The sequence below is a fragment of the Aliiglaciecola sp. 3_MG-2023 genome (genome assembly GCF_030548205.1).
GTDB lineage: Bacteria > Pseudomonadota > Gammaproteobacteria > Enterobacterales > Alteromonadaceae > Aliiglaciecola.
This window is the reverse complement of record NZ_JAUORV010000003.1, coordinates 42,038-63,360: the sequence shown is the minus strand read 5'-3', so window position 1 is coordinate 63,360 and position 21,323 is coordinate 42,038. Positions and strand designations below refer to the sequence as shown.

The following is a 21,323-nucleotide window of genomic DNA, read 5'->3' as shown; positions in this document are numbered from 1 at the left end:
TTATTAAAAAGAATATTAAACTGAGACTTAATTTAAAACGATTAACCTTCCCTCTAACAGAGCAGCTTTCACCTGGTCATTGAACAACATCAACCAAGTTGGTGGCATGTCTTTTTGCCAAAAACCTGCTGGCTCTGACTCACCAGGGACTTTAATAATTGGCCAATCGGTTAATTGATTGATCAAAGAAATGTCACCACTAAAACGACAAAAACCATCACGCAAAAGCGTTAAGTACTTTTCTTCATTGAGATCGATAGCTTCGGTTACTTCAAATGTATTCCCAGGGGCATAACTAAAATTATGTGCATTGAGCACTGTATAAGCACCTAATTGTCTTAAGTCCCCTAATTCACTAATTAGCATCCGATTATTTATCTGATTTTTCAGGGCAATATCAACATTGAAATGCCCTTTTACGCTGTCAACGTTCAGTCCTCTTATGACTAAATCGCATAAACCATTTTCAATATTGTAGGGTAAAGCCAGATAAGCGAGCTCGTTTACCTGCCTAAAAGAGCCCGCAGATATATGTTTTAACCCTTTGATTAAAAACAAAAAATTTAGTCTTCTGGCGTTTTGTCTATTGGCATCATTGGCTTTACTACCCGATTCAATCAAAATACATGCTATTCCCTGACTACAGGCGAGATCGCCAAAGGCTCTTTGAGAAAAGTTATCTTGATACTTTGCAACTTTTCCAGATAATTCTTCAGACATATCAGTTAACACTGCGGCAATGAGCTTCATTGCATTACATCTGTGCTCAGGCACACTTTCGTTGGGATCGCCAGGTGGCGCTAAAAACGCCATTTCAACGGGATCTAAAGTATCTTCGATTCGATAAAAACGAGATTGGTCGTGCAGATTGAAAGCGAAATCTGGCTTAATATTGTCGAACAATGATTTAAGTAATTTTCCTTCGGGGGTTTGTAAAGCAGCAGCATCTCGATTTATGTCGATGCCTTGGGCATTCTCTCTGGTACGTTGCTTAGCACCGTCCGGGTTGAGCATAGGAACTAGGTGTAAAGTGACCTTGTCGAATAAGTCTGTTAACCATGCCGTGGTTTTATTTTGCTGAAAAAATTGCAGTAGATCTAATATTGCTGCCGTTGCCGTTGGTTCGTCACCATGCATCTGCGACCAACATAAGATTGTGCTACTGCCCTTTCCAACAGAAATCATATGAATGGGCAGTGCTAAATAGGAATAACCAATAACCCGCTTTTGTATAAAACCTGGGGCAGAGATAATATGCTCATCAAGATGTTTAGTAACATCCTCTGGATAAATATGAGATTGGTCTAAGTGATTAATTTTGGCGTTGCTATAAAGCTGTTCTAATACGTTGTTCTCAGGGAACATGCCTACTCCGAACTGTCATAATTAATGCTGAACTGGATTAACGTTTTACTAAATAATTCTAATAACTTTAGCCATTAATAATCATTATCGCAATTCTCCTTTTAACAATTCAGTTAGCCCTTAGCTGCACCCTCCTTTTTGAGCTTGTCTGGCATCAAATGCCGCTAATTGTTCAGGCGTAGCTTTGGCTTGGTATTGTTCTTTCCATTGAGCATAGGGAATACCGTATATCTTTTCTCGTGCTTGTTCGTAGTCGATATCAATTCCTTTTTCCTCCGCCGCTGCCTTGTACCACTTACCTAAACAATTGCGACAAAAGTCAGCCAAAATCATTAAATCGATGTTTTGAACATCTTTATTGTCATCTAGGTGTTTTAATAAACGTCTAAAAGTCGCGGCTTGTATTTCAATTTCTGTTTGTTTATCCATTATGAATTCCAAAAATGATAATCAATGTAGTAAAAATCAAAAAAGGAGCTTAGCGCTCCTTTTTTATGTCAGTTAATGCTAAAGATTAATCTTCAGATGGTGCTTCAGCAGCTGGTTTTTCTAACAACTCTTTGATACTTAAGCGTACGCGATTCTGACGGTCAATTTCCATTACTTTCACGTCAACCATTTGGCCTTCAGAAAGGTAATCAGAAACTTTATTCACACGTTCGTGAGCAATCTGAGAGATGTGTACTAGACCTTCTTTACCAGGTAGCACTTCAACAAATGCACCGAAATCAACGATACGAGTTACTTTACCGTGGTAAGTTTTGCCCGCTTCAACTTCAGCAGTCACTTGCTCTATCTTAGCAATAGCAATTTCCGCTTTCGCTAATTCAGTTGCAAAAATCTTAATAGTACCGTCATCTTCGATTTCGATATTAGTATCAGATTCTTCAGTGATAGCACGGATCATTGCGCCGCCTTTACCGATAACATCGCGGATTTTATCCTGGTCGATTTTAAGAGTATAGATACGCGGAGCGAATTCAGACATTTCATCACGGTGACCACCAAGGGCTTCATCCATCACACCCAAAATATGTAAGCGAGCTTCTTTAGCTTGCTTAAGGGCTTTTTGCATGATTTCTTTGGTAATACCTTCGATTTTGATATCCATTTGAAGTGCAGTAATACCATCAGTAGTACCAGCAACTTTAAAGTCCATATCACCAAGATGATCTTCATCACCTAAGATGTCCGATAAAACGACAAAGTTTTCGTCATTTTTAACTAAGCCCATAGCAATACCCGCTACAGAAGCTTTGATCGGTACACCTGCATCCATAAGTGCTAACGAGGTACCACAAACTGATGCCATAGATGAAGAACCATTTGATTCAGTAATCTCTGAAACCACTCGTACCACATATGGGAATTCAGCTTCAGAAGGCATAACCGCTTGAATACCACGTTTAGCAAGACGACCATGGCCGATTTCGCGACGCTTAGGAGAACCAACGAAACCAGTTTCGCCTACACAGTATGGAGGGAAGTTATAATGCAACATGAAACGACTGCTTGCCATTCCACCTAATTCATCAATCATCTGTGCATCACGTTCTGTACCTAGGGTAGCAGCAACTAAAGCTTGTGTTTCACCACGAGTGAAAAGTGCGGAACCATGAGTTCTAGGAAGAATGCCAGTATTAACGTGTAGCGCTCTGATCATATCAGGTTCACGACCATCAATACGTGGCTCACCAGCAAGTATACGAGAACGCACAACATCACTTTCAAGGTCATGTAGCATTTCAGATACTTCTTTAGGATCCTGTTCAGGATCCGCTTCTAAAATAGCTTCAACCGCTTTCTCAGTAACAGCAACTACCGCATCTTTACGAACCATTTTATCAGAAATCTGGTACGCTTCAGTCATGCCAGCTTCAGCAAGCTCTTTGATTTTGCTCTTAAGATCAGTGTTTTCTGCAACGGCAGACCATTCCCACTTAGGCGTAGCAACTTCAGCGGCAAATTCACTTACAGCATTAACTACTGCTTGGCTTTGCTCGTGTCCGTACATTACAGCACCAAGCATCACTTCTTCAGAGAGAATACTCGCTTCAGATTCAACCATCAGTACCGCACTTTCAGTACCCGCTACAACCAAATCTAATTCACTTGTTTCAAGTTCTGAAGTCAATGTATTAAGAATGTACTCACCTTCTTTATAACCAACTCGTGCCGCGCCAACAGGTCCATTGAATGGAATACCTGATATAGCAAGAGCAGCAGAAGTACCAATTAAAGAGATGATATCGGTAGGAATTTCTGGGTTAGCAGAAACAACGGTAATAATAATTTGAACTTCGTTCATGAATCCGTCTGGAAATAGAGGACGGATGGGACGGTCGATCAAACGTGCAATAAGCGTTTCACTTTCAGAAGGACGACCTTCACGTTTGAAAAAGCCACCTGGTATTTTACCAGCTGCGTATGCTTTTTCTTGATAGTTAACCGTTAATGGGAAAAAGTCTTGCCCTGCTTTGGCATCTTTTTTACCAACAACACTGACTAATACAGATGTATCGTCCATGCTGGCCATAACCGCGGCGGTTGCTTGACGAGCAATTACACCCGTTTCTAGCGTTACAGTATGCTGTCCATACTGAAATGTTTTAGTAATAGGAGTCACTATTTATCCTTTTTAATATTTTCTTATATCGCTTTCAAATGCGGCGCATAGTATAGCTATATGATTGGCAAATCGACAGTGAAATTTATATTTAATCAAGGTTAATTGAATATTTTTACTGTTTTTTTCTTTTAATCTGTTTCGATTTGTATATTGCAAACAATATCTACATCAAAAATTCATGGCAAAGTAAGGTTTAAGTAAGGCAAATTGAATGGCGAAACAATAAATAAAGAAAATAGTTTTTTGCACTTACAATGATTTGGATTAGAATCTCCCGCCTGTCATAAATATGAAACAAATCTGTAACAGTAACCGTGATTATAAAAAATAACTTTGTCGTTAAATTTAGTCTCATACTATGTATTTCTTTTAGCTACACCAAGGCACATGCTAACAATACCAGTGGTGTAACCAGTCCTATAGTCAATCCTAAAGATCAGTCTTTTCAATTTCGAACGGCTTATACCCCAAGTGAAAATAATCATAGAGAACAGTTAGTGGTAAGAATGAATGTTCAAAAGTCCATTCTTGAATCCGTACGTATTCGTTTGGTCGGTCAAGTAAAAGATACCACTGGGAATTTTGAGTATGATGCCCTTAGCGCCGATCTATTATGGCAATTTCAACACAGACAAGATGGTATCTGGGATAGCGCAGTTCGATTTGATATAAAAACACGTAAGGCTCATCGCAGTGAAGGCTTATCGTTTAAATGGAGCAATAGATGGTCATTTGCAGACAAATGGTCTATTACGCAGGTATTGTCCTTTAGTTGGAATGTTGGAGGAGAGAGCCCTGCCACTGGTACCTATTTAGAATCACGAACTGGGATTGCATATACAACCAACAAGGTTACTCTGGGCCTCGACTCCTTCAATAATCTAGGGAAAATAGGCGACTTTGGAAAAGGCAATGAACAAAGCCACCAAATTGGCCCTTCAGTCTCGGGCAAATATCAAGGCCTTTCTTATTCAATCAGTTATCTAAGAGGCATTACCAATGGTGCGAGGGATAACGTATTTCGATTTTTCGTAAAAAAAGCGTTTTAAGGATATGTTTCGTAATTGGTAATTGGTCATTTGTTAAATTTGTATTGTATGGCTAAACATGCATTGTTGCGTCTTCTAACCCTTTTGTATGATTAATAACTAAATTGATTTTACGGATTATAATTCCTTAACTATCATGAGCTTTTGCAATAGTTAATAATTCGTTAACTCAAACCTTACAGAGAAAAATAATGAAATTAGAGTCAATAGCATTACATGAAGGGTACAAATCAGAAGAAACCACTAAAGCTGCTGCAGTTCCAATCTATCAGACCACATCTTACACGTTTGATGATACACAGCATGGCGCAGATTTATTTGATCTTAAAGTTGCAGGAAATATCTACACTCGCATAATGAATCCAACCACTGACGTTCTTGAAAAACGTGTGGCAGCAATGGAAGGCGGTATTGCGGCAGTCTGTGTATCTTCAGGTATGGCCGCTATTACCTACGCGATTCAATGTATTTGTGAGGCCGGCGATAATATCGTTAGTACCAGTCAACTGTACGGTGGAACCTATAATTTATTTGCCCACGCATTGCCTCGCCAAGGTATTGAAACCCGTATGGTTTCCCATGATGATTTTGATAAGTTCGAAGAATCTATTGATGAAAAAACCAAAGCTATTTTTTGTGAATCTATTGGTAACCCCGCAGGTAACGTTGTTGATATAAAGCGCTTAGCACAGATAGCTGACAAACACGGGGTCCCGTTAATTGTGGATAATACCGTTGCCACCCCCTATCTATGCAGACCATTTGAGTTAGGTGCTCACATTGTTGTGCATTCGTTAACGAAATACATTGGTGGTCATGGTACGTCAGTAGGCGGTGTGATTGTTGATTCTGGTAAGTTTGACTGGGTTAAAAACAAACAGCGTTTTGCAATACTAAATGAACCGGATCCTTCATATCACGGTGTTGTTTACACCGAAGCCCTAGGAGAAGCTGCATATATTGGGCGTTGTCGTGTAGGACCGCTAAGAAACACAGGGGCAGCGATTTCCCCATTAAATTCATTTCAAATTCTACAGGGACTAGAAACCCTGGGTCTGCGCATGGACCGTCATTGTGAAAATGCTGAAAAATTAGCCGCATATTTATTGCAACACGATAAAGTTGAATGGGTAAACTATGCTGCTCTTGCTGATAGCCCGTACCATGAAAACTGCAAAAACATCACCTCAGGCAAAGCCTCAGGCGTATTGAGCTTTGGCATAACAGGTGGGCTTGAAGCTGGCACAAAATTCATTGATGCATTAAATATGATTTTACGTCTAGTGAATATAGGCGATGCTAAATCATTGGCTTGTCACCCGGCATCAACCACACACCGTCAATTAAACGAAGAAGAACTAGCCGCTGCTGGAGTAAGTACCGATTTGGTTAGGATCTCTGTGGGTATCGAGCATATCGACGACATTATTGCCGATGTGAGTCAAGCGCTAGATAAGGTATGAGTACTCAATTAAAACACTGGAAGTTTTGTTTTGAGTAGTAAGATAAATACACTTATAAACTAATTTAAGGGGCTTTAATGATAAGATTTAAAGCCCCTTTAATGCACGGAATGAAATAAAAGTTTCTGCGCAACCTATCATATCTGCAAATAAATTGATTGCCGGCAACCTACTACGCACTAAACACATCGATAAACCTGGGGAAATAGCTGAAATTACGACCCTGTTTACCGAAAAATACGACAAGCCTGAAATAGATGATAAAGCACTATCTGGCAATATAAAGATATGAACCTTCAACTCACATTCACTGGTACTAGCTATTTAGTCACTATTCTCAATGTCAAACATGCAGATGCTGCTATTCGTAAAACCCTAGAGCCTAATTAATTTGTCCTGTGGTTCCCTAATATGAAATTTTCTATCATCGTTATGCAACAGCGAAAACACTGCTTACCCACTGATTTGCTGCAGCAAGAACTGTCGAGTAGTTTTATTTTATAGAATGGAAGCTGCTCAATGGGAAGTTCACTCTTTACCCCACAGGCCTTCTGAATACAAGTACTCTAAGCAACAATCGATGTTTAACAAACATGTTGATGATTGAAAATATAAGGTAGCCATAAATAGAAAAAAGGCTGCAACCAATGTTACAGCCTTTTATTGTATGGTGCGGATGGGGAGACTCGAACTCCCACGGCCTAAGCCACAGCCCCCTCAAGGCTGCGTGTCTACCAATTCCACCACATCCGCGATGTTTTTATTTTATCAAATACTTAGTTAGGGATCTCGTTGGATTCAGGAGTCTCTTCTTGATTAGGAATATCTGAATCGATAGTTTGTTCTACTACCCCTAGATTTTCGAATTCATCTATAGATTGATCTTTGTCAGCAGTTTGATTACCTAAAATTAAACTAATCACAAAAAACAAGGTGGCAAGTATGGCTGTTGTTCTGGTCATAAAGTTACCAGAACCCGTAGAACCAAACACAGTGTTTGAACCACCACCGCCAAAAGATGCTCCCATATCGGCACCCTTACCTTGTTGAATAAGGACCATACCTATCAACATCAAAGCAACTACTAAGTAAACTACTATCAAAATCTCGTAAAAATACGTCATGTTATGTCTCTAACCTTTTGCCGCTAAGCAAATATTTAAAAATTCCTGTGGGTCCAAACTGGCTCCACCTATCAACCCGCCATCAACATCAGGTTGTGAAAACAATTCATTGGCATTCGCCGCTTTAACACTGCCACCATATAAAATACGTAACCCATTGGCGACGTCTGCATCTAATTTACCCACGTATTCGCGAATGAATGCATGTACTTCTTGCGCTTGTATTGGGCTTGCTGTTTTACCCGTTCCGATAGCCCAAACTGGCTCATAAGCAACGACAATTTTTTCAAAACTGGCTATACCAATAACACTAATAACCGCATCAATTTGCCCTTGAATGTGATTAAAATATTCACCACTGTCACGTACCGACTCTGGCTCACCAACACATAACACGGGTGTTAAGCCGTGCTCTAATGCTACACGAACCTTCTCAGCAACGAGCAAATCGCTTTCGCCATTGTCAGTTCTTCTTTCGGAATGACCAACTAAGACAAAATCACAATTTAAGGCTTTTAGCATTGAACCTGAAACTTCACCTGTATGGGCACCAGAATCAAATTCACTTAAATTTTGTCCGCCAATAGCACCGTTAAACGGGGCAAACGCACTTAAGAATGGGAAAGGAGGACATATTAATACATCGACATCCTGCAAACTAGCACTATTAATAGTATCCATCATTTGCTTAGCAAGTTCGACACTACCATTCATTTTCCAGTTGCCTGCAACTATAGGGCGACGTTTGTTCTGCACTTTAATCTTCCTTAACCCAGCGAAAAAGCGGGCGAGATATTAACTAACCCGAGTAAAATATACAAGTGGGCTAGCGTTAATTTATGATGCTAAATGACTATTTGGTTAATTTACGCACTGCGTCAGCGATAAATTCAGCCCAATTCTCCGAGTCTTCTTGTTTTTCTGCTTCGACCATGACACGAATTAATGGCTCAGTACCACTTTTTCGCAACAACACCCGACCAGTTTTACCTAAATTGGTCTCCGCTTCAATGACCGCTTCTTTCACTTTAGGGTTGTCTAACGGGTCTTCCCCTTCTTCAAAGCGAACATTAACTAATGTTTGCGGGTACATATCCATGCCTGAGCATAGTTCATGCAACGTCATTTGCGACCGCAGCATGGCAGTAATGACTTGTAACCCAGCAAGTATACCATCCCCTGTTGAAGTAACATTTAAATTAAGTACATGACCAGAGTTTTCGCCTCCAATTGCCCAACCGCGCTCTTGTAGCAACTCCATTACATAGCGATCGCCAACATTACTTCTTACGAACGCTACTCCCAGTTTATTTAAGGCAATTTCTAAGCCCAAATTACTCATTAAAGTGCCAACAACGCCACCGTTCAAACGGCCGGATTTGAGGCAGTCTCGAGCAATAATATATATTAGTTGATCGCCATCGATAAGGTTGCCTTTGTGATCGACCATCATAATTCGGTCACCGTCACCATCTAAAGCAAAACCAAGATCTGCTTGGTGTTCTAACACACTTTCTTGAATCGCTTTCATTGACGTTGCCCCTACCCCTTTATTGATGTTTAAACCATCAGGATCAGTACCAATTTCGATGACCTCGGCACCTAGTTCTTCTAAAACATTGGGGGCTATATGATAGGTCGCACCGTGGGCGCAATCGACAACGATTTTTAAGCTTTTAAGGTTAAGATCGGACGGGAAATTACCTTTACAAAATTCGATATACCTTCCTGCTGCATCTTCAATCCGGTAAGCTTTTCCTAACTTATCTGAGGCAACACAAACCATAGGTTTTTCCATTTCCTTTTCAATGGCCAGTTCAATTTCATCATCCAATTTATAGCCATTAGCTGAGAAAAACTTAATACCATTGTCATAAAATGGATTGTGGGAAGCACTAATTACTATCCCCGCTTCAGAACGAAAGGTTTTGGTTAAGTAGGCAATAGCTGGCGTCGGCATCGGCCCCAATAAACCAATATTAATACCAGCTGCGGATAACCCCGCCTCTAAACAAGACTCAAGCATGTAGCCAGATATTCGGGTGTCTTTACCAATAAGGACCTTATTAGTGCCTTGTCCAGCAAGCACTTTTCCTGCGGCCCAACCCAGTTTCATTACAAACTCAGGATTAATGACACTTTCGCCAACTTTTCCACGAATACCATCTGTACCAAAATATTTTCTTGAGTTCATCACACTAATCCTTATACGCACTCAACGCTGATACGACTTTTACGGCATCAACGGTTTGTTTTACATCGTGCACTCGTAAAATCGAAGCACCTTTAGTTAACGAAATTGTCGCTGCAGCTAAACTGCCCGCCAACCGTTCGTCCACTTTCCTATCCAATAAGTTTCCAATCATAGATTTACGAGAGACACCAATCAACATGGGTAAAGCTAATGATTGTAGTTCATCCAGTCTATCAAGTAATTGATAATTATGCGGTAAAGTTTTCCCAAAGCCAAAACCAGGATCTATCATTAGCTTAGATTTTGGAATACCAGCTTGGGTACATAACGCTATTTTTGCTTGTAAAAATTCGATGACGTCGTTGACCACATCTTGATAATGGGGAGCCAATTGCATGCTTTTTGGCTGGCCTTGCATATGCATTAAGCAAACAGCGGCCCCACTTTTTGCGGCGGTTGACAAGGCACCAGTTTGATTTAAGGCACGAATATCATTGATAAGCCCAGCGCCAGCTGAAACAGCCTGCTCCATGACCTCGGGTTTGCTAGTATCGATTGAAATCACCACATCAAAATTGGCATGAATGGCTTCAATAACAGGAATAGTGCGATCCAATTCTTGCTGAACACTCACATCTTCGGCACCAGGACGAGTCGACTCTCCACCAACATCAATAAAGTCAGCCCCATCTAAAACCATTCTTTCAGCTTGCCCAAGGGCTTTATCGAGACCTTCAAACTTACCACCATCAGAAAATGAATCTGGGGTAACGTTTAAAATCCCCATAACTCTGGGCGTGGTTAAATCAATACTTTTGTTTTTAAACTGCATACAATAATTTTGGACACGAAATAATAGGATAGTAAATACAAAAAAGGTCGAATCAGCGCTCGTCTGAATCGACCTAATTTAATCAGGAGCAAATTAGCTCGGCAAATCGCCAGGCTTACCTACAGTAGGTGGAGGTGTGCTTTTATCATCATCAGCACTTACTGTTGCACCACCGGTAGGTTTGTCATTGGAACCAGGGTCCCGACTATCCCAATCCGCTGGTGGTCGCACAGGGCGACGAGCCATTAAATCATCGATTTGTTTCGCATCGATAGTTTCGTATTTCATTAACGCATCTTTCATGGCATGCAACACATCCATATGCTCGTTAAGGATATTCTCAGCACGCTCGTAATTGCGGTCAATGATAGACTTAATTTCAGCGTCTATTGCCCGAGCTGTATCGTCAGACATATGCTTAGCTTTCGACATACTGCGTCCAAGGAACACTTCGCCCTCTTCTTCAGAATACAACATAGGGCCCATTTTATTTGAAAGTCCCCACTGGGTGACCATTTTACGGGCGATATCGGTTGCTCTTTCGATATCATTAGATGCTCCGGTTGTAACACCTTCTTCACCTAACGTAAGGGCTTCAGCGATACGACCGCCAAACAAACTAGAAATCATACTTTCCAAGTGTTGCTTGCTGTGACTGTATTTGTCTTGTTCAGGCAAATACATTGTCACCCCTAGCGCACGTCCACGAGGAATAATAGAGACTTTGTAAACAGGGTCATGTTCTGGCACTACACGGCCAACAATGGCGTGCCCAGCTTCATGATACGCTGTATTGGTTTTCTCTTCTTCAGACATAACCATGGTTTTGCGCTCAGCGCCCATCATGATTTTGTCTTTAGCTTTATCGAACTCTTCCATTGAAACAACACGTTTGTTGGAACGCGCTGCAAATAAAGCCGCTTCGTTAACTAAGTTAGCTAAATCGGCACCAGAGAATCCTGGTGTACCGCGGGCAATAACAGAGGCTTCAACATTGTCGCCAATAGGCACTTTGCGCATGTGAACTTTCAGAATTTGCTCACGACCACGAATATCAGGTAAACCAACGACCACTTGACGGTCAAAACGGCCAGGACGCAGTAACGCGGGGTCAAGTACATCTGGGCGGTTAGTCGCGGCGATAACGATAATGCCTTCGTGACCCTCGAAGCCATCCATTTCAACCAACATTTGGTTCAAAGTTTGTTCGCGTTCGTCATGTCCACCACCTAGACCAGCACCACGCTGGCGACCTACTGCATCAATCTCATCAATGAAGATAATGCAAGGCGCAGACTTTTTAGCTTGTTCGAACATGTCACGCACACGAGATGCACCTACACCAACAAACATTTCTACGAAGTCGGAACCGGAAATGGTGAAAAATGGCACTTTGGCTTCGCCAGCAATCGCCTTAGCTAAAAGGGTTTTACCCGTACCTGGAGGACCGACCATCAAAACACCTTTAGGTATTTTACCACCTAGTTTTTGAAACTTAGAAGGATCTCTTAGGAAGTCAACGAGCTCAGACACATCTTCTTTGGCTTCATCGCAACCGGCAACGTCAGCAAAAGTTGTCTTTATTTGGTCTTCACCTAATAAACGAGCCTTACTCTTACCAAACGACATTGCGCCACGACCGCCGCCTCCTTGCATTTGACGCATGAAGAATATCCATACTCCAATAAGCAATAACATTGGGAACCAAGAAATAAAAATCTGAGATAAGAAAGAAGGTGTTTCAGGTGGCTTGCCTTCAACTACAACACCATTACTAATTAAATCATTCATTAGATCAGGATCTGCGTAAGGAATATACGTTGAAAACGCATCACCGCTGGTTGTAGTACCAGTTATCTCGCCTGTTTGCCTGTCTATGGTTGCTTGTCGCACAGTTTTTTGATCAACATTACGCACGAACGTGGTGTAATCAATTTTAGCCTTGCTTGTTTCGCCAGGCGTAAAACTATTAAACACGGACATCAGCACAACGGCGATGACCAACCATAAGATTAAATTTTTTGCCATATCGCTCAACGCTTTTAACCTCTAAAAAGTAAAATTCTGTCTGTAGGCTAGTCACTAGGAAGATTACTAAATAATCAACCAAGTCTTCCGCCCGGTTAGCAGTACATCAAGGGTACTACAGTTTAAATCCTGCCGCTACCAGATAAAGCTTGTTCAGTTTTGCCTTCAGATAAATCAGCTCTCTGGATTCCACCACAAATAATGGCAAATACAACTCACTCACGAAATTGTTAAAACCTGCTTTTCTTATGACTACTAAATCTCCATTAAGTTTTAACCTTGGCCAATACAAAATAAATTTGCTGTCAAAACGTCCTGGAAGGAACATTTATTCCTAAAGCTGAATGACCTTGCATAGATACGCTAAATACCTTCATTTTGTTCAAATGCAATTTGAAATTCATCAAACGACCACTTTCTACACTATTTATAGGTCTTTTTTACCTAGTTTGTCGTTTCTTATTAGGTATAAAAGTAAGATGGCGTTAGAATAGCGATTTTCAACCATCAATTATTATTAAAATTGTAAGAATAATCTAAATGAAGTTATCGAATAAACAGAAACAATATTTAAAAGGCCTAGCCCATCCTTTAAAACCCATAGTGCAATTGGGTAACAATGGTCTCACTGAAGGTGTGTTAGCAGAAATTGACAATGCCTTGAGTTTTCATGAGTTAATCAAAGTTAAAGTACCTTCTGATGATCGCGAAGAAAAACAACTTATTATGGATGCGATAATTCGTGAAACTTCGGCAACTCAGTTGCAAGTCATTGGACACACCCTAATAATGTACCGACAAAGTGATGAGAAAAAAATCAGTATTCCAAAAGTTTAAATAGAAAACTTAGGTCCAATCTCTCACCTTTTTTAGGTTTCTATACGGAATAATAGATTTAACCCTATTGATAGAAACCTTTACCTATTCCCCTTTTCATAACACAGCTATTAGCATGTAATTTGGGGTGTCGGAATTTCTAAAATTAAGTTTACGTCAAATTGTAATTAGGCAAAGACTTAATCTGTAACAATCTATGTAACTATTTGATGGAATGAATATGCCAAGTGTTACATCACAATACCAAACTCAAAGATTTCGCTTCCAACCTTTAACAGACGATGATCGAGATTTATTCTGCGAACTATATTGTAACGATGTCGTTATGGGCAAAATTATGCCTAAGCTTGAAAGGAAGCAAGCCAGCTCCCTTTTTTCAAATATACTGAATAAGCAGCAAAAGAGTTTAAATGTGTATTGGCGTATTGAATGTGTCCATTCTGAAAAAGCCGTAGGTATACAAGGCTTTATGAGCAATATTGAGCAACAGAAACGTAACGATGCTGAATTTGGGATTTTAATTAGACCGGACTTCTACGGCAATCATGTGGCAACGGAATCTGTCACCGCCATGTTGTTCCACGGTTTTACATACCTTAACTTAGCAACTGCACATGCGTTTTTTGACGCTGACAATATTGCCATTCAAAAAATCGCTGAAAAACTCAACTTTGAGATAACCAGTGATAATCAACAAACCAATAAGATGCGGTGTTGTATCTCCCAAAAAACTTTTCTAAGCCATAATGGACAAGCAATCTATGCCTGAAAATAATTCGACTCAAAAAACAGGCAGTATCGTTTGTGTCGGTTTGGGAATGGTACTAGGGTCTCATATTGCCCCGCTATCGCGACAGTTTATCGAACAAGCAGACGTCGTGTTTATGAGTGTAACTGACCCCCTAACAGAAGCTTGGGTGGAAAAGATGAACCCTAACTGTCATAGTTTGCAAAGATTCTATGCTGATGGCAAAGACAGAAGAAAGAGCTATGCTGAAATGGTAGACGCCATAATGGCTCAGGTTGAATTAGGTAAAAAAGTTGTTGCCGCTTTTTATGGTCATCCAGGTGTGTTTGCCTGGGCACCTCATAAATTAATCCAGTTAGCGAAAGAAAAGGGATATCACGGCCATATGGAACCAGGTATATCTGCCGAAGATTGCCTATATTCCGACATGGGCATAGATCCTGGACGAAACGGAGCTGTGCATGTAGAGGCTAGCCAATTTATGCTATACGAGCGCAAGGTTGATAACACTGCATATTTGATTTTGTGGCAACTTGGGTTTGTTGGTGACCTTAGTATGTCTAAATATCAAACCGACAGTGCTTATCGACTCCTTTTGCAACAGTTATTGATTGAATATTTTCCAGCTAAGCATAAAGTAGCCATTTACGAGTCACCGACGCTTCCCACAGAAACGGCCAGAATCGATTGGTTTTTCTTAGATGAATTAAGCAAAGTGCATGTTGAGCATTATTCAACCCTTATCATTCCCCCTTGTGAAGTTAAAAAAATTGACCTTTTCATGCAGCATAAAATGAATCAGCTTTCGAGAAATCAATAAAATGTCAAAAAACAACGGATAGTCCTTTCCACACCGACCCTAAGTGTTTAATAATACTGCCGGTTAAAAATGTTTCGACGTCTAATTTTTTAAAACAACATAAGGAACCAACATGGCTGCGTTAGAACTAATGGAAAAACTGGCGGTTAACCCCGATTTTAAAAGAGAAATGACCGAAGGTGGGCAACATCCCCTAGCCTTGAAAGCGAAAAAAGATATGCAAGAAATGCGTCAAAAACAGGGTAAGTTTTGGTGTGCATTGATGCCAGCAAAAGATGACGAGCAAACAGAAGACGAGCCTGAAGAGCAGGAAGAAGCGCCAAAAGAGAATTAAACATGCGTTTTATCGTTATTTCTGCTTTGTTTTTAGTGTGCTTAATCACTCCTCTTGTGTCGTATGCTGATGTTACGACCTTACTGCACAAAGCAGATAAAATTAGGAGCGCCGATTTTAATGCTTTTGAAATTTTAATGACTGAACTTGAAAAAAGTGAAGACACATTTAGCGAGCAGCAGACGCATTTCTATCACCTTCTTAAAGGTTATCAACTTACTTTCAACGGAAAGGTGGATGAGGCCATCGAGCTTTATCAGAATATCGAAAGCAGTAATGCTTCTGAAACGTTAAAATTACGCGCCCTAAGTTCTTTAGTAAACAATTATGCGGTTAAACGCGACTTTTACCTTGGTGCAAAAGCCATTAACCGTTTATTTGACCAACGTGAAAAAGTACAAGATGAAGAAGCCCTAAACACGAGTTTTGGGGTTGTAGCAATATTTTACAATCAAGCGCAACAATATGAACTCGGATTACAAGTTGCCAATCAGCTTCTTAAAAGAAATATTACTAATCGAACCCATTGTTTTGCTCGCCAAATTAAAGTTGAATCAGAGTTTGAACTGGCTAAAAGCCTTTCTGACTATCAATACGCTCAACAAAGTATCGATTTTTGCCGGGAAAACAATGAAATTCTGGTTGCCAATATCATTGTTATGACCATGGCTGAATCATTAACCAATGAAAGTCGTCTTAACGAATCAATAGCGTTATTGCAAAGTGCAGAACAACAAACTGTTGACAGCAAATATCCGCCATTAATTGGTATTTTTTATAGTTTGCTGGCAAATAATTATTTGCTCTTAGATCAACCAGATTTGGCAATAAAATATGGCCTCAAAGCATACAATAGTATCCAAAACTTTGGTTTGACAAAAGCCCTAGTCAAATCCTTAGAAGTTTTATATAAAGCCACCGAAGCTCAGGGTGACTATCAGCAAACCGTTGATTATTTAAAACGATACAATCAAGCAGAAAAAGCCTATATAGATGACACTAAAGCACGAGGACTGGCGTTTCAACAAGCTAAGTATGAAAAGCTAGAACAAGATAACAAAATCGTTATTTTAGATAAGCAAAATGCCCTTTTGCGTACCCAAGCTGCATTGGCCGCCGAGCAATCCAGTAACAACAAACTTGCGTTATCCTTATCGGTTTTATTGCTAATATTGCTATTTGTTGGCTTATACCGCAGCAGAAAAATCCAATTAAAACTGAGAAAAATGGCTGAAACGGATGAGTTAACTGGGATCAGCAACCGTCACTTTTTTAATGATCGAGCAAAAAACATCATTGAAAATGCTGAAAATCAGCAACTACCCATTAGTTTTGTTTTATTTGACTTAGATCACTTTAAAAAAGTCAATGATTCCTACGGACACCAAACAGGAGATTGGGCGCTCAGAGAAGCGGTAAAAGCCGCCAAACAAGTGTGCAGATCAATCGATCTTATTGGCCGCATGGGAGGTGAGGAGTTTGGTCTTGTGTTGCCTGGTTGCAGTGTTGATGAAGCTTGTAAAGTCGCTGAAATTTGCCGAGGTGCCATTGAAAAAATCGACACTCGGGCAACCGAGCATCAGTTTAAAATAACCGCAAGCTTTGGTGTTTCAGATGCTAAGACCTGCGGCTACAGTTTGGAAAAACTATTTGCAGGGGCGGATACGGCTTTATATGACTCCAAAGAAAATGGTAGAAACCGAGTATATTTATACAAAACGGCTCCTCACCAGGCTCAAGCAATCTAATAAGCAGATTTTATTTACTATTGTTTGCCGCAGCTAATTTGTCCCAAGTAGATTTACCAACAATCCCATCGACTTTAAGGCCATTTTGTTTTTGAAACATAATAACAGCGCCTTCTGTTCCTGCCCCGAAGTCGTTGTCTATGGAGATTACAAACCCCTTATCGACTAGCAATTGTTGGAGTTCCCCCACTTTATCACCGAAAGAGCCACGCCTTAAAACAACTGCATTTTCACCTTCATTTAAAGCGACGCGAATTCCTTCAATTGCTGCAAGTGCATTTTTAGCTTTCTGTAAATATTTTCGCCGATCATCAAGACCACGTCGACCTCCATTCACTAATTTGGTTACTTTAATTAAATCGTCTAAATCAGCGAACCTGTTAATATTTCGAGATTTCCAATATTCACAGGCAATTTTAAGAGAAATCGCAGGATCACCAGCAATTTCCGGATCATCCTCTAATGGCAAGTTGAGTTTCTTACCGTAAAGGCGATAATTCGCTCTTCCTGTTAATTGCAACAATCCCCGCCCTTTATAACGTTTACCGTCCCCTATTTGATCATTACCCAGATCACTTCTGCCTTCATAGGCCGCACCGGAGGCAAACTCTTCTGTTGTTCGAAAACCTGCACATTCATGGGTAACCTGTCCCATAAAATGGGCGATTCGCAGTCTGGTGTTAATTTGATAGCTTGCTAAGGTTGGAGCAAATATTGCCGAAATCTGACCGACTATTCGCATTTGTGCTTCTGCTTTTTCACCTGAAAATCTTGGTGCTACTGCTAGTATGAAATCGCCATCCACTGGAATCATTTTTGATATCCTTAAGTTATGAAAACAAAATGTGCATTCAAACTTCGATGCGGCATTACCCATTCGTACAAAATTTTGCTGATTTCTCTATTTTGCACTTAATGAAGATAGCGCATTATTCAAAAATGATTAAATTTTTAGGGTAAATTTTAGGATTTTAGCCTAAACCAGTGGCGATAAGGCGAACATGCTGCCAATAGAAACTAGTGATGATGCCCACCCACACCGTGAGCATGGCCGTGGGACAACTCGTCGTCAGTGGCATCTCGAACATGTTCCACTTTTAAATCGAACTTGAGGGTCTGGCCCGCTAAAGGATGATTAATGTCTACAGTCGCCATGAACTTTCCTAATTTCACAATAGTCACTTCCCTAGCCCCATTTTCGGTTTGCAACACTGCTCTCATGCCAGGTTTCCATTTCTTAGCCCCTTGCAAATGTTTAACAGAAACCCGCTGCTCCGCGTTTTTTATCACTTCACCAAAGGATTCTTGAGGTGGAAGTTCGACACTAAACTCATCTCCAGCGCTTTTGCCTTCTAAGGCGTTTTCGACCCCAACCATCATATTATTGTGGCCATGTAAATAAGCGACTGGCGCGTCTGCTTCGCTAGCTTCTAACTCGTTTCCATCAAGATCATTTATACGATAATGGAACTGGACTACTTTGTTTTTACTGATTGTCATATTGCACTCTTACATTTAGTTTAGGAATTAATCACCGTCTGCGCCGTTGACTATAGACGCGATATTATACAAGCGATTAACGGCCAGATAATTCATGCTGCCCTTAGGATATCGTCCTCGCGAATTTAACTCACCAGCTTCTTTACCGGTCAATAAAGACAAGGCTTGATCCACAGTGGCCACTGTGTAAATGTGAAATACACCAGCCTTAACTGCTTTGATGACTTCACTGTTTAGCATCAAGTTGATTTTATTCGAATGGGGAATAATTACACCTTGCGTACCTGTCAATCCGCGATGTTGGCAAAGCGTGAAAAAGCCTTCTATTTTTTCGTTAACGCCACCAATAGATTGCACTTCACCGTATTGATTTATTGATCCAGTAATGGCTAAATCTTGTCTAGCGGGAACTTCGGTCAAGGCGGAAATTAAAGCAACTAGCTCACCTAGTGAGGCACTGTCACCGTCAATATGACCATAGGATTGTTCCAACGCGATATTAGCAGATAAGGTTAAAGGAAAATATTGTGCGTACTTGTTTCCCAAGTAACCTGTAAGCAACATAACACCTTTAGAATGTATGGGTTGGCCTAGCTCCACTTCACGCTCAATATCCACCACACCGTTGGCACCGGCATATACCGTTGAAGTAATTCTAGCAGGGGTACCAAACACGCTATCCCCAACCTCAAGTACTGTTAAACCATTAACCTGTCCAATTGATGTACCTTGGGTAGCAATTAATATTTGCCCTTGCTTAATGTCTTCTAATAACGCTTGGCTGACCCGGCCGGTCCGTTCAATTTTAGCTTTTAACGCTGTTTCAATGTGATCTGTTTGAATTTCAGTTAAATTTTCCACTACGCAGAAGTAATGGGCTTCATTGATTAATTCAATAACATCTGAAAAACGAGCCGAAAAATTCTGTTGGTGCTCAGCAAGGCGTAAACTATATTCCACTAATCGGTACATCGCTTTATTGGAAATACCATTTAAACCAATGGAAATCACATGATTACGTACCCTGCCAACAAAATCGTAAAGTGTTTGTTTATTAAGTGGGATCTCATGGTCAAATTCCACTAAAACCCGAAACAGTTCATCAAATTCTTCATCGTAATCTTGTAATAAATAATATAAATCTCTTGAGCCTAACAATACTACTTTGACGTTCAGAGGGATTTGCTGGGGTATTAATGTCATGGAATTAACCATTCCAACATCAAGCTGTGGTAATTCCATTTTTAACTGACCAAATTTCAAGGCTAGCTTTAAGGATTCCCACACAAATGGCTGATCAATCATTTTATCAGCATCGAGCAAAAGGTACCCTCCATTGGCTTTGTGCAGCGCACCACTGCGTATCATTCGATAACTGGTAAACATGGAACCTTGCACATTGGTATATTCTATCTTACCGAATAAATTTTGATGGGTAGGATTAGGTTCGTAAACCACTGGTGCACCATCATGAATTTTATGCGATACCAAAATATTCGGTAAGTATTGCTCCTCTAACACATCCCGCTTATCGTACTCATCTTGCTTGTCATCTTTGAGATCACCGGCGAGTAATTCAACAATGGTGTCGACCAGATGCGACTTTAATTGCCTTAGAAACTTCAGAATAGCTAATTCGTTAGCATATTTATGTTCTAAGTCTTTGAGTAAAGGTTTAATACCCTGTTCAGCGGTATCTCGTTTTAATTTTCGCAATTGTTCAGAAGAATGACGCTTCCACTTGGGCAACTCTAATAATGCTTCACTTAGATAATCTTCTAAATGATCAATTAATTGATAATAATGCTGACGTTGTTGATCGTCTAATTTAGCGAAATCGGCATCAGTAATAGGTTTATCATTTAAAATGGGGGAAAAGCTAATCGTGCCATTTTCTTCAAATAAGGCGACTTGTTTAGATTGCGCGTATTGCTCAACCTTATCGATTGCCATGTCATAACGTTGATCGAACGCTCTGCCAATCGCTGCCTTTTTTCTCTGGTATCCAGGGTTATCATAGGCCGCGGGAAAGGTATCTAAAAGTTCATCAATTAACCCTTCCATATCTTTATGCAGTAATTTACTCTCACCAGGTTTTAGGCGCAGAACAAAGGGTTCTCTTTCTTCTTCAAAGTTATTGATATAACACCACTCGTCTGGTGTGGGAACCTTATCAACCGTCTTAGCAATATATTCCTGAACTAGCGTAAACCGGCCAGTGGCATGCTCACCCATAACATACAAATTATAACCTTTAGCTTGAATACCCAGACCGAAAGACAACGCTTCCTTGGCTCGCTGCTGGCCAATAAAAGTGGCCAATAATGCGTCATCATCACGCAGCGCCTCATTGATTAAACGACGGCTCGGGATTGCAGTTAATTGTTCAACGCTCAGTGATTTATGTTCCAGCATACGACTATTTTGAAGTTAATTTGGCCACAGTGAACCCTTTAAGTTGAATTGTGTCAACAGGCAAACACACCGCAAAATTGAGTTTCGACTAAATAATAATCAGACTAAACGCTTTTAATTGCTCTAAATTGCATTTCAGGTTGTTTGCATATGGCTAGCTAAGGTATTCTTGCATGAATAACATTAAGAAGGTCTTTTCACTTCTTTTAACAGATAATTATACTATTTTTTTGGAAT

At 40.3% G+C, this 21,323-nt stretch carries 18 protein-coding genes and 1 tRNA gene; 7 read left to right on the top strand and 12 right to left on the bottom strand.

Going from position 1 to position 21,323, the window contains the following annotated elements:
- Positions 1–27: 27 nt before the first annotated feature.
- The 3 genes from Q4574_RS04020 to pnp form a co-directional block, all read right to left on the bottom strand.
- The gene (locus tag Q4574_RS04020) at positions 28–1,365 is read right to left on the bottom strand and encodes a M14 family zinc carboxypeptidase (RefSeq protein WP_303471815.1); all 1,338 of its coding nucleotides are present in this window, start codon (positions 1,363–1,365) and stop codon (positions 28–30) included.
- Positions 1,366–1,485: 120 nt separating this feature from the next.
- Positions 1,486–1,794, bottom strand: a complete 309-nt coding sequence (locus tag Q4574_RS04015; protein ID WP_303471813.1) for a DUF1244 domain-containing protein — start codon at positions 1,792–1,794, stop codon at positions 1,486–1,488.
- 85 nt (positions 1,795–1,879) lie between these two features.
- A complete protein-coding gene (gene pnp / locus Q4574_RS04010) occupies positions 1,880–3,991 on the bottom strand; it encodes a polyribonucleotide nucleotidyltransferase (protein WP_303471811.1) in 2,112 nt (703 codons plus the stop codon).
- 317 nt (positions 3,992–4,308) lie between these two features.
- On the opposite strand from pnp, the gene Q4574_RS04005 reads away from it, so the two are divergent.
- A complete protein-coding gene (locus Q4574_RS04005) occupies positions 4,309–5,043 on the top strand; it encodes a hypothetical protein (RefSeq protein WP_303471809.1) in 735 nt (244 codons plus the stop codon).
- Positions 5,044–5,234: 191 nt separating this feature from the next.
- On the top strand, positions 5,235–6,506 hold the full coding sequence (locus tag Q4574_RS04000) for an O-acetylhomoserine aminocarboxypropyltransferase/cysteine synthase family protein (RefSeq protein ID WP_303471806.1): 1,272 nt from the start codon (positions 5,235–5,237) through the stop codon (positions 6,504–6,506).
- 668 nt (positions 6,507–7,174) lie between these two features.
- On the opposite strand, the gene Q4574_RS03995 is transcribed toward Q4574_RS04000, so the two are convergent.
- The 6 genes from Q4574_RS03995 to ftsH all read right to left on the bottom strand — a co-directional run bounded on the left by Q4574_RS03995 (position 7,175) and on the right by ftsH (position 12,693).
- Positions 7,175–7,259, bottom strand: a tRNA-Leu gene (locus Q4574_RS03995).
- A 23-nt stretch (positions 7,260–7,282) separates the two neighbouring features.
- A complete protein-coding gene (gene secG / locus Q4574_RS03990; RefSeq protein ID WP_303471804.1) occupies positions 7,283–7,630 on the bottom strand; it encodes a preprotein translocase subunit SecG in 348 nt (115 codons plus the stop codon).
- A 9-nt stretch (positions 7,631–7,639) separates the two neighbouring features.
- Positions 7,640–8,386 carry a triose-phosphate isomerase gene (gene tpiA / locus Q4574_RS03985; protein WP_303471802.1) on the bottom strand — a complete coding sequence of 249 codons (747 nt, stop codon included), beginning with the start codon at positions 8,384–8,386 and terminating at the stop codon, positions 7,640–7,642.
- A gap of 97 nt (positions 8,387–8,483) precedes the next feature.
- Entirely contained in the window at positions 8,484–9,824 is a 1,341-nt protein-coding gene (glmM, locus tag Q4574_RS03980) for a phosphoglucosamine mutase (RefSeq protein WP_303471800.1), read from the bottom strand.
- 4 nt (positions 9,825–9,828) lie between these two features.
- On the bottom strand, positions 9,829–10,656 hold the full coding sequence (gene folP / locus Q4574_RS03975) for a dihydropteroate synthase (protein ID WP_303471797.1): 828 nt from the start codon (positions 10,654–10,656) through the stop codon (positions 9,829–9,831).
- 93 nt (positions 10,657–10,749) lie between these two features.
- The gene (ftsH, locus tag Q4574_RS03970) at positions 10,750–12,693 is read right to left on the bottom strand and encodes an ATP-dependent zinc metalloprotease FtsH (RefSeq protein WP_303471795.1); all 1,944 of its coding nucleotides are present in this window, start codon (positions 12,691–12,693) and stop codon (positions 10,750–10,752) included.
- Between the two features lie 531 nt (positions 12,694–13,224).
- Between ftsH and yhbY the strand changes: the two genes are divergently transcribed.
- The 5 genes from yhbY to Q4574_RS03945 all read left to right on the top strand — a co-directional run bounded on the left by yhbY (position 13,225) and on the right by Q4574_RS03945 (position 17,171).
- Positions 13,225–13,521 (top strand): ribosome assembly RNA-binding protein YhbY, encoded by a 297-nt coding sequence (gene yhbY, locus Q4574_RS03965; protein ID WP_303471793.1) that lies wholly within the window; start codon positions 13,225–13,227, stop codon positions 13,519–13,521.
- A gap of 220 nt (positions 13,522–13,741) precedes the next feature.
- Positions 13,742–14,290, top strand: coding sequence for a GNAT family N-acetyltransferase (locus Q4574_RS03960; RefSeq protein WP_303471791.1), 549 nt, complete (start codon positions 13,742–13,744; stop codon positions 14,288–14,290).
- The gene (locus tag Q4574_RS03955; RefSeq protein ID WP_303471789.1) at positions 14,283–15,089 is read left to right on the top strand and encodes an SAM-dependent methyltransferase; all 807 of its coding nucleotides are present in this window, start codon (positions 14,283–14,285) and stop codon (positions 15,087–15,089) included. The genes Q4574_RS03960 and Q4574_RS03955 overlap by 8 nt, the downstream gene beginning before the upstream one ends.
- 112 nt (positions 15,090–15,201) lie before the next feature.
- Positions 15,202–15,423 (top strand): hypothetical protein, encoded by a 222-nt coding sequence (locus Q4574_RS03950; protein ID WP_303471787.1) that lies wholly within the window; start codon positions 15,202–15,204, stop codon positions 15,421–15,423.
- 2 nt (positions 15,424–15,425) lie between these two features.
- Complete coding sequence (locus Q4574_RS03945) at positions 15,426–17,171, top strand: GGDEF domain-containing protein (RefSeq protein WP_303471781.1); 1,746 nt, start codon at positions 15,426–15,428, stop codon at positions 17,169–17,171.
- A gap of 10 nt (positions 17,172–17,181) precedes the next feature.
- Here the strand turns inward: Q4574_RS03945 and Q4574_RS03940 are convergent, their stop codons facing one another.
- The 3 genes from Q4574_RS03940 to Q4574_RS03930 all read right to left on the bottom strand — a co-directional run bounded on the left by Q4574_RS03940 (position 17,182) and on the right by Q4574_RS03930 (position 21,086).
- On the bottom strand, positions 17,182–17,985 hold the full coding sequence (locus Q4574_RS03940; RefSeq protein WP_303471778.1) for a peptidoglycan-binding protein: 804 nt from the start codon (positions 17,983–17,985) through the stop codon (positions 17,182–17,184).
- A 203-nt stretch (positions 17,986–18,188) separates the two neighbouring features.
- Positions 18,189–18,671 carry a peptidylprolyl isomerase gene (locus tag Q4574_RS03935; protein WP_303471777.1) on the bottom strand — a complete coding sequence of 161 codons (483 nt, stop codon included), beginning with the start codon at positions 18,669–18,671 and terminating at the stop codon, positions 18,189–18,191.
- 27 nt (positions 18,672–18,698) lie between these two features.
- On the bottom strand, positions 18,699–21,086 hold the full coding sequence (locus Q4574_RS03930) for a Lon protease family protein (RefSeq protein ID WP_303471774.1): 2,388 nt from the start codon (positions 21,084–21,086) through the stop codon (positions 18,699–18,701).
- Positions 21,087–21,323 lie beyond the last annotated feature (237 nt).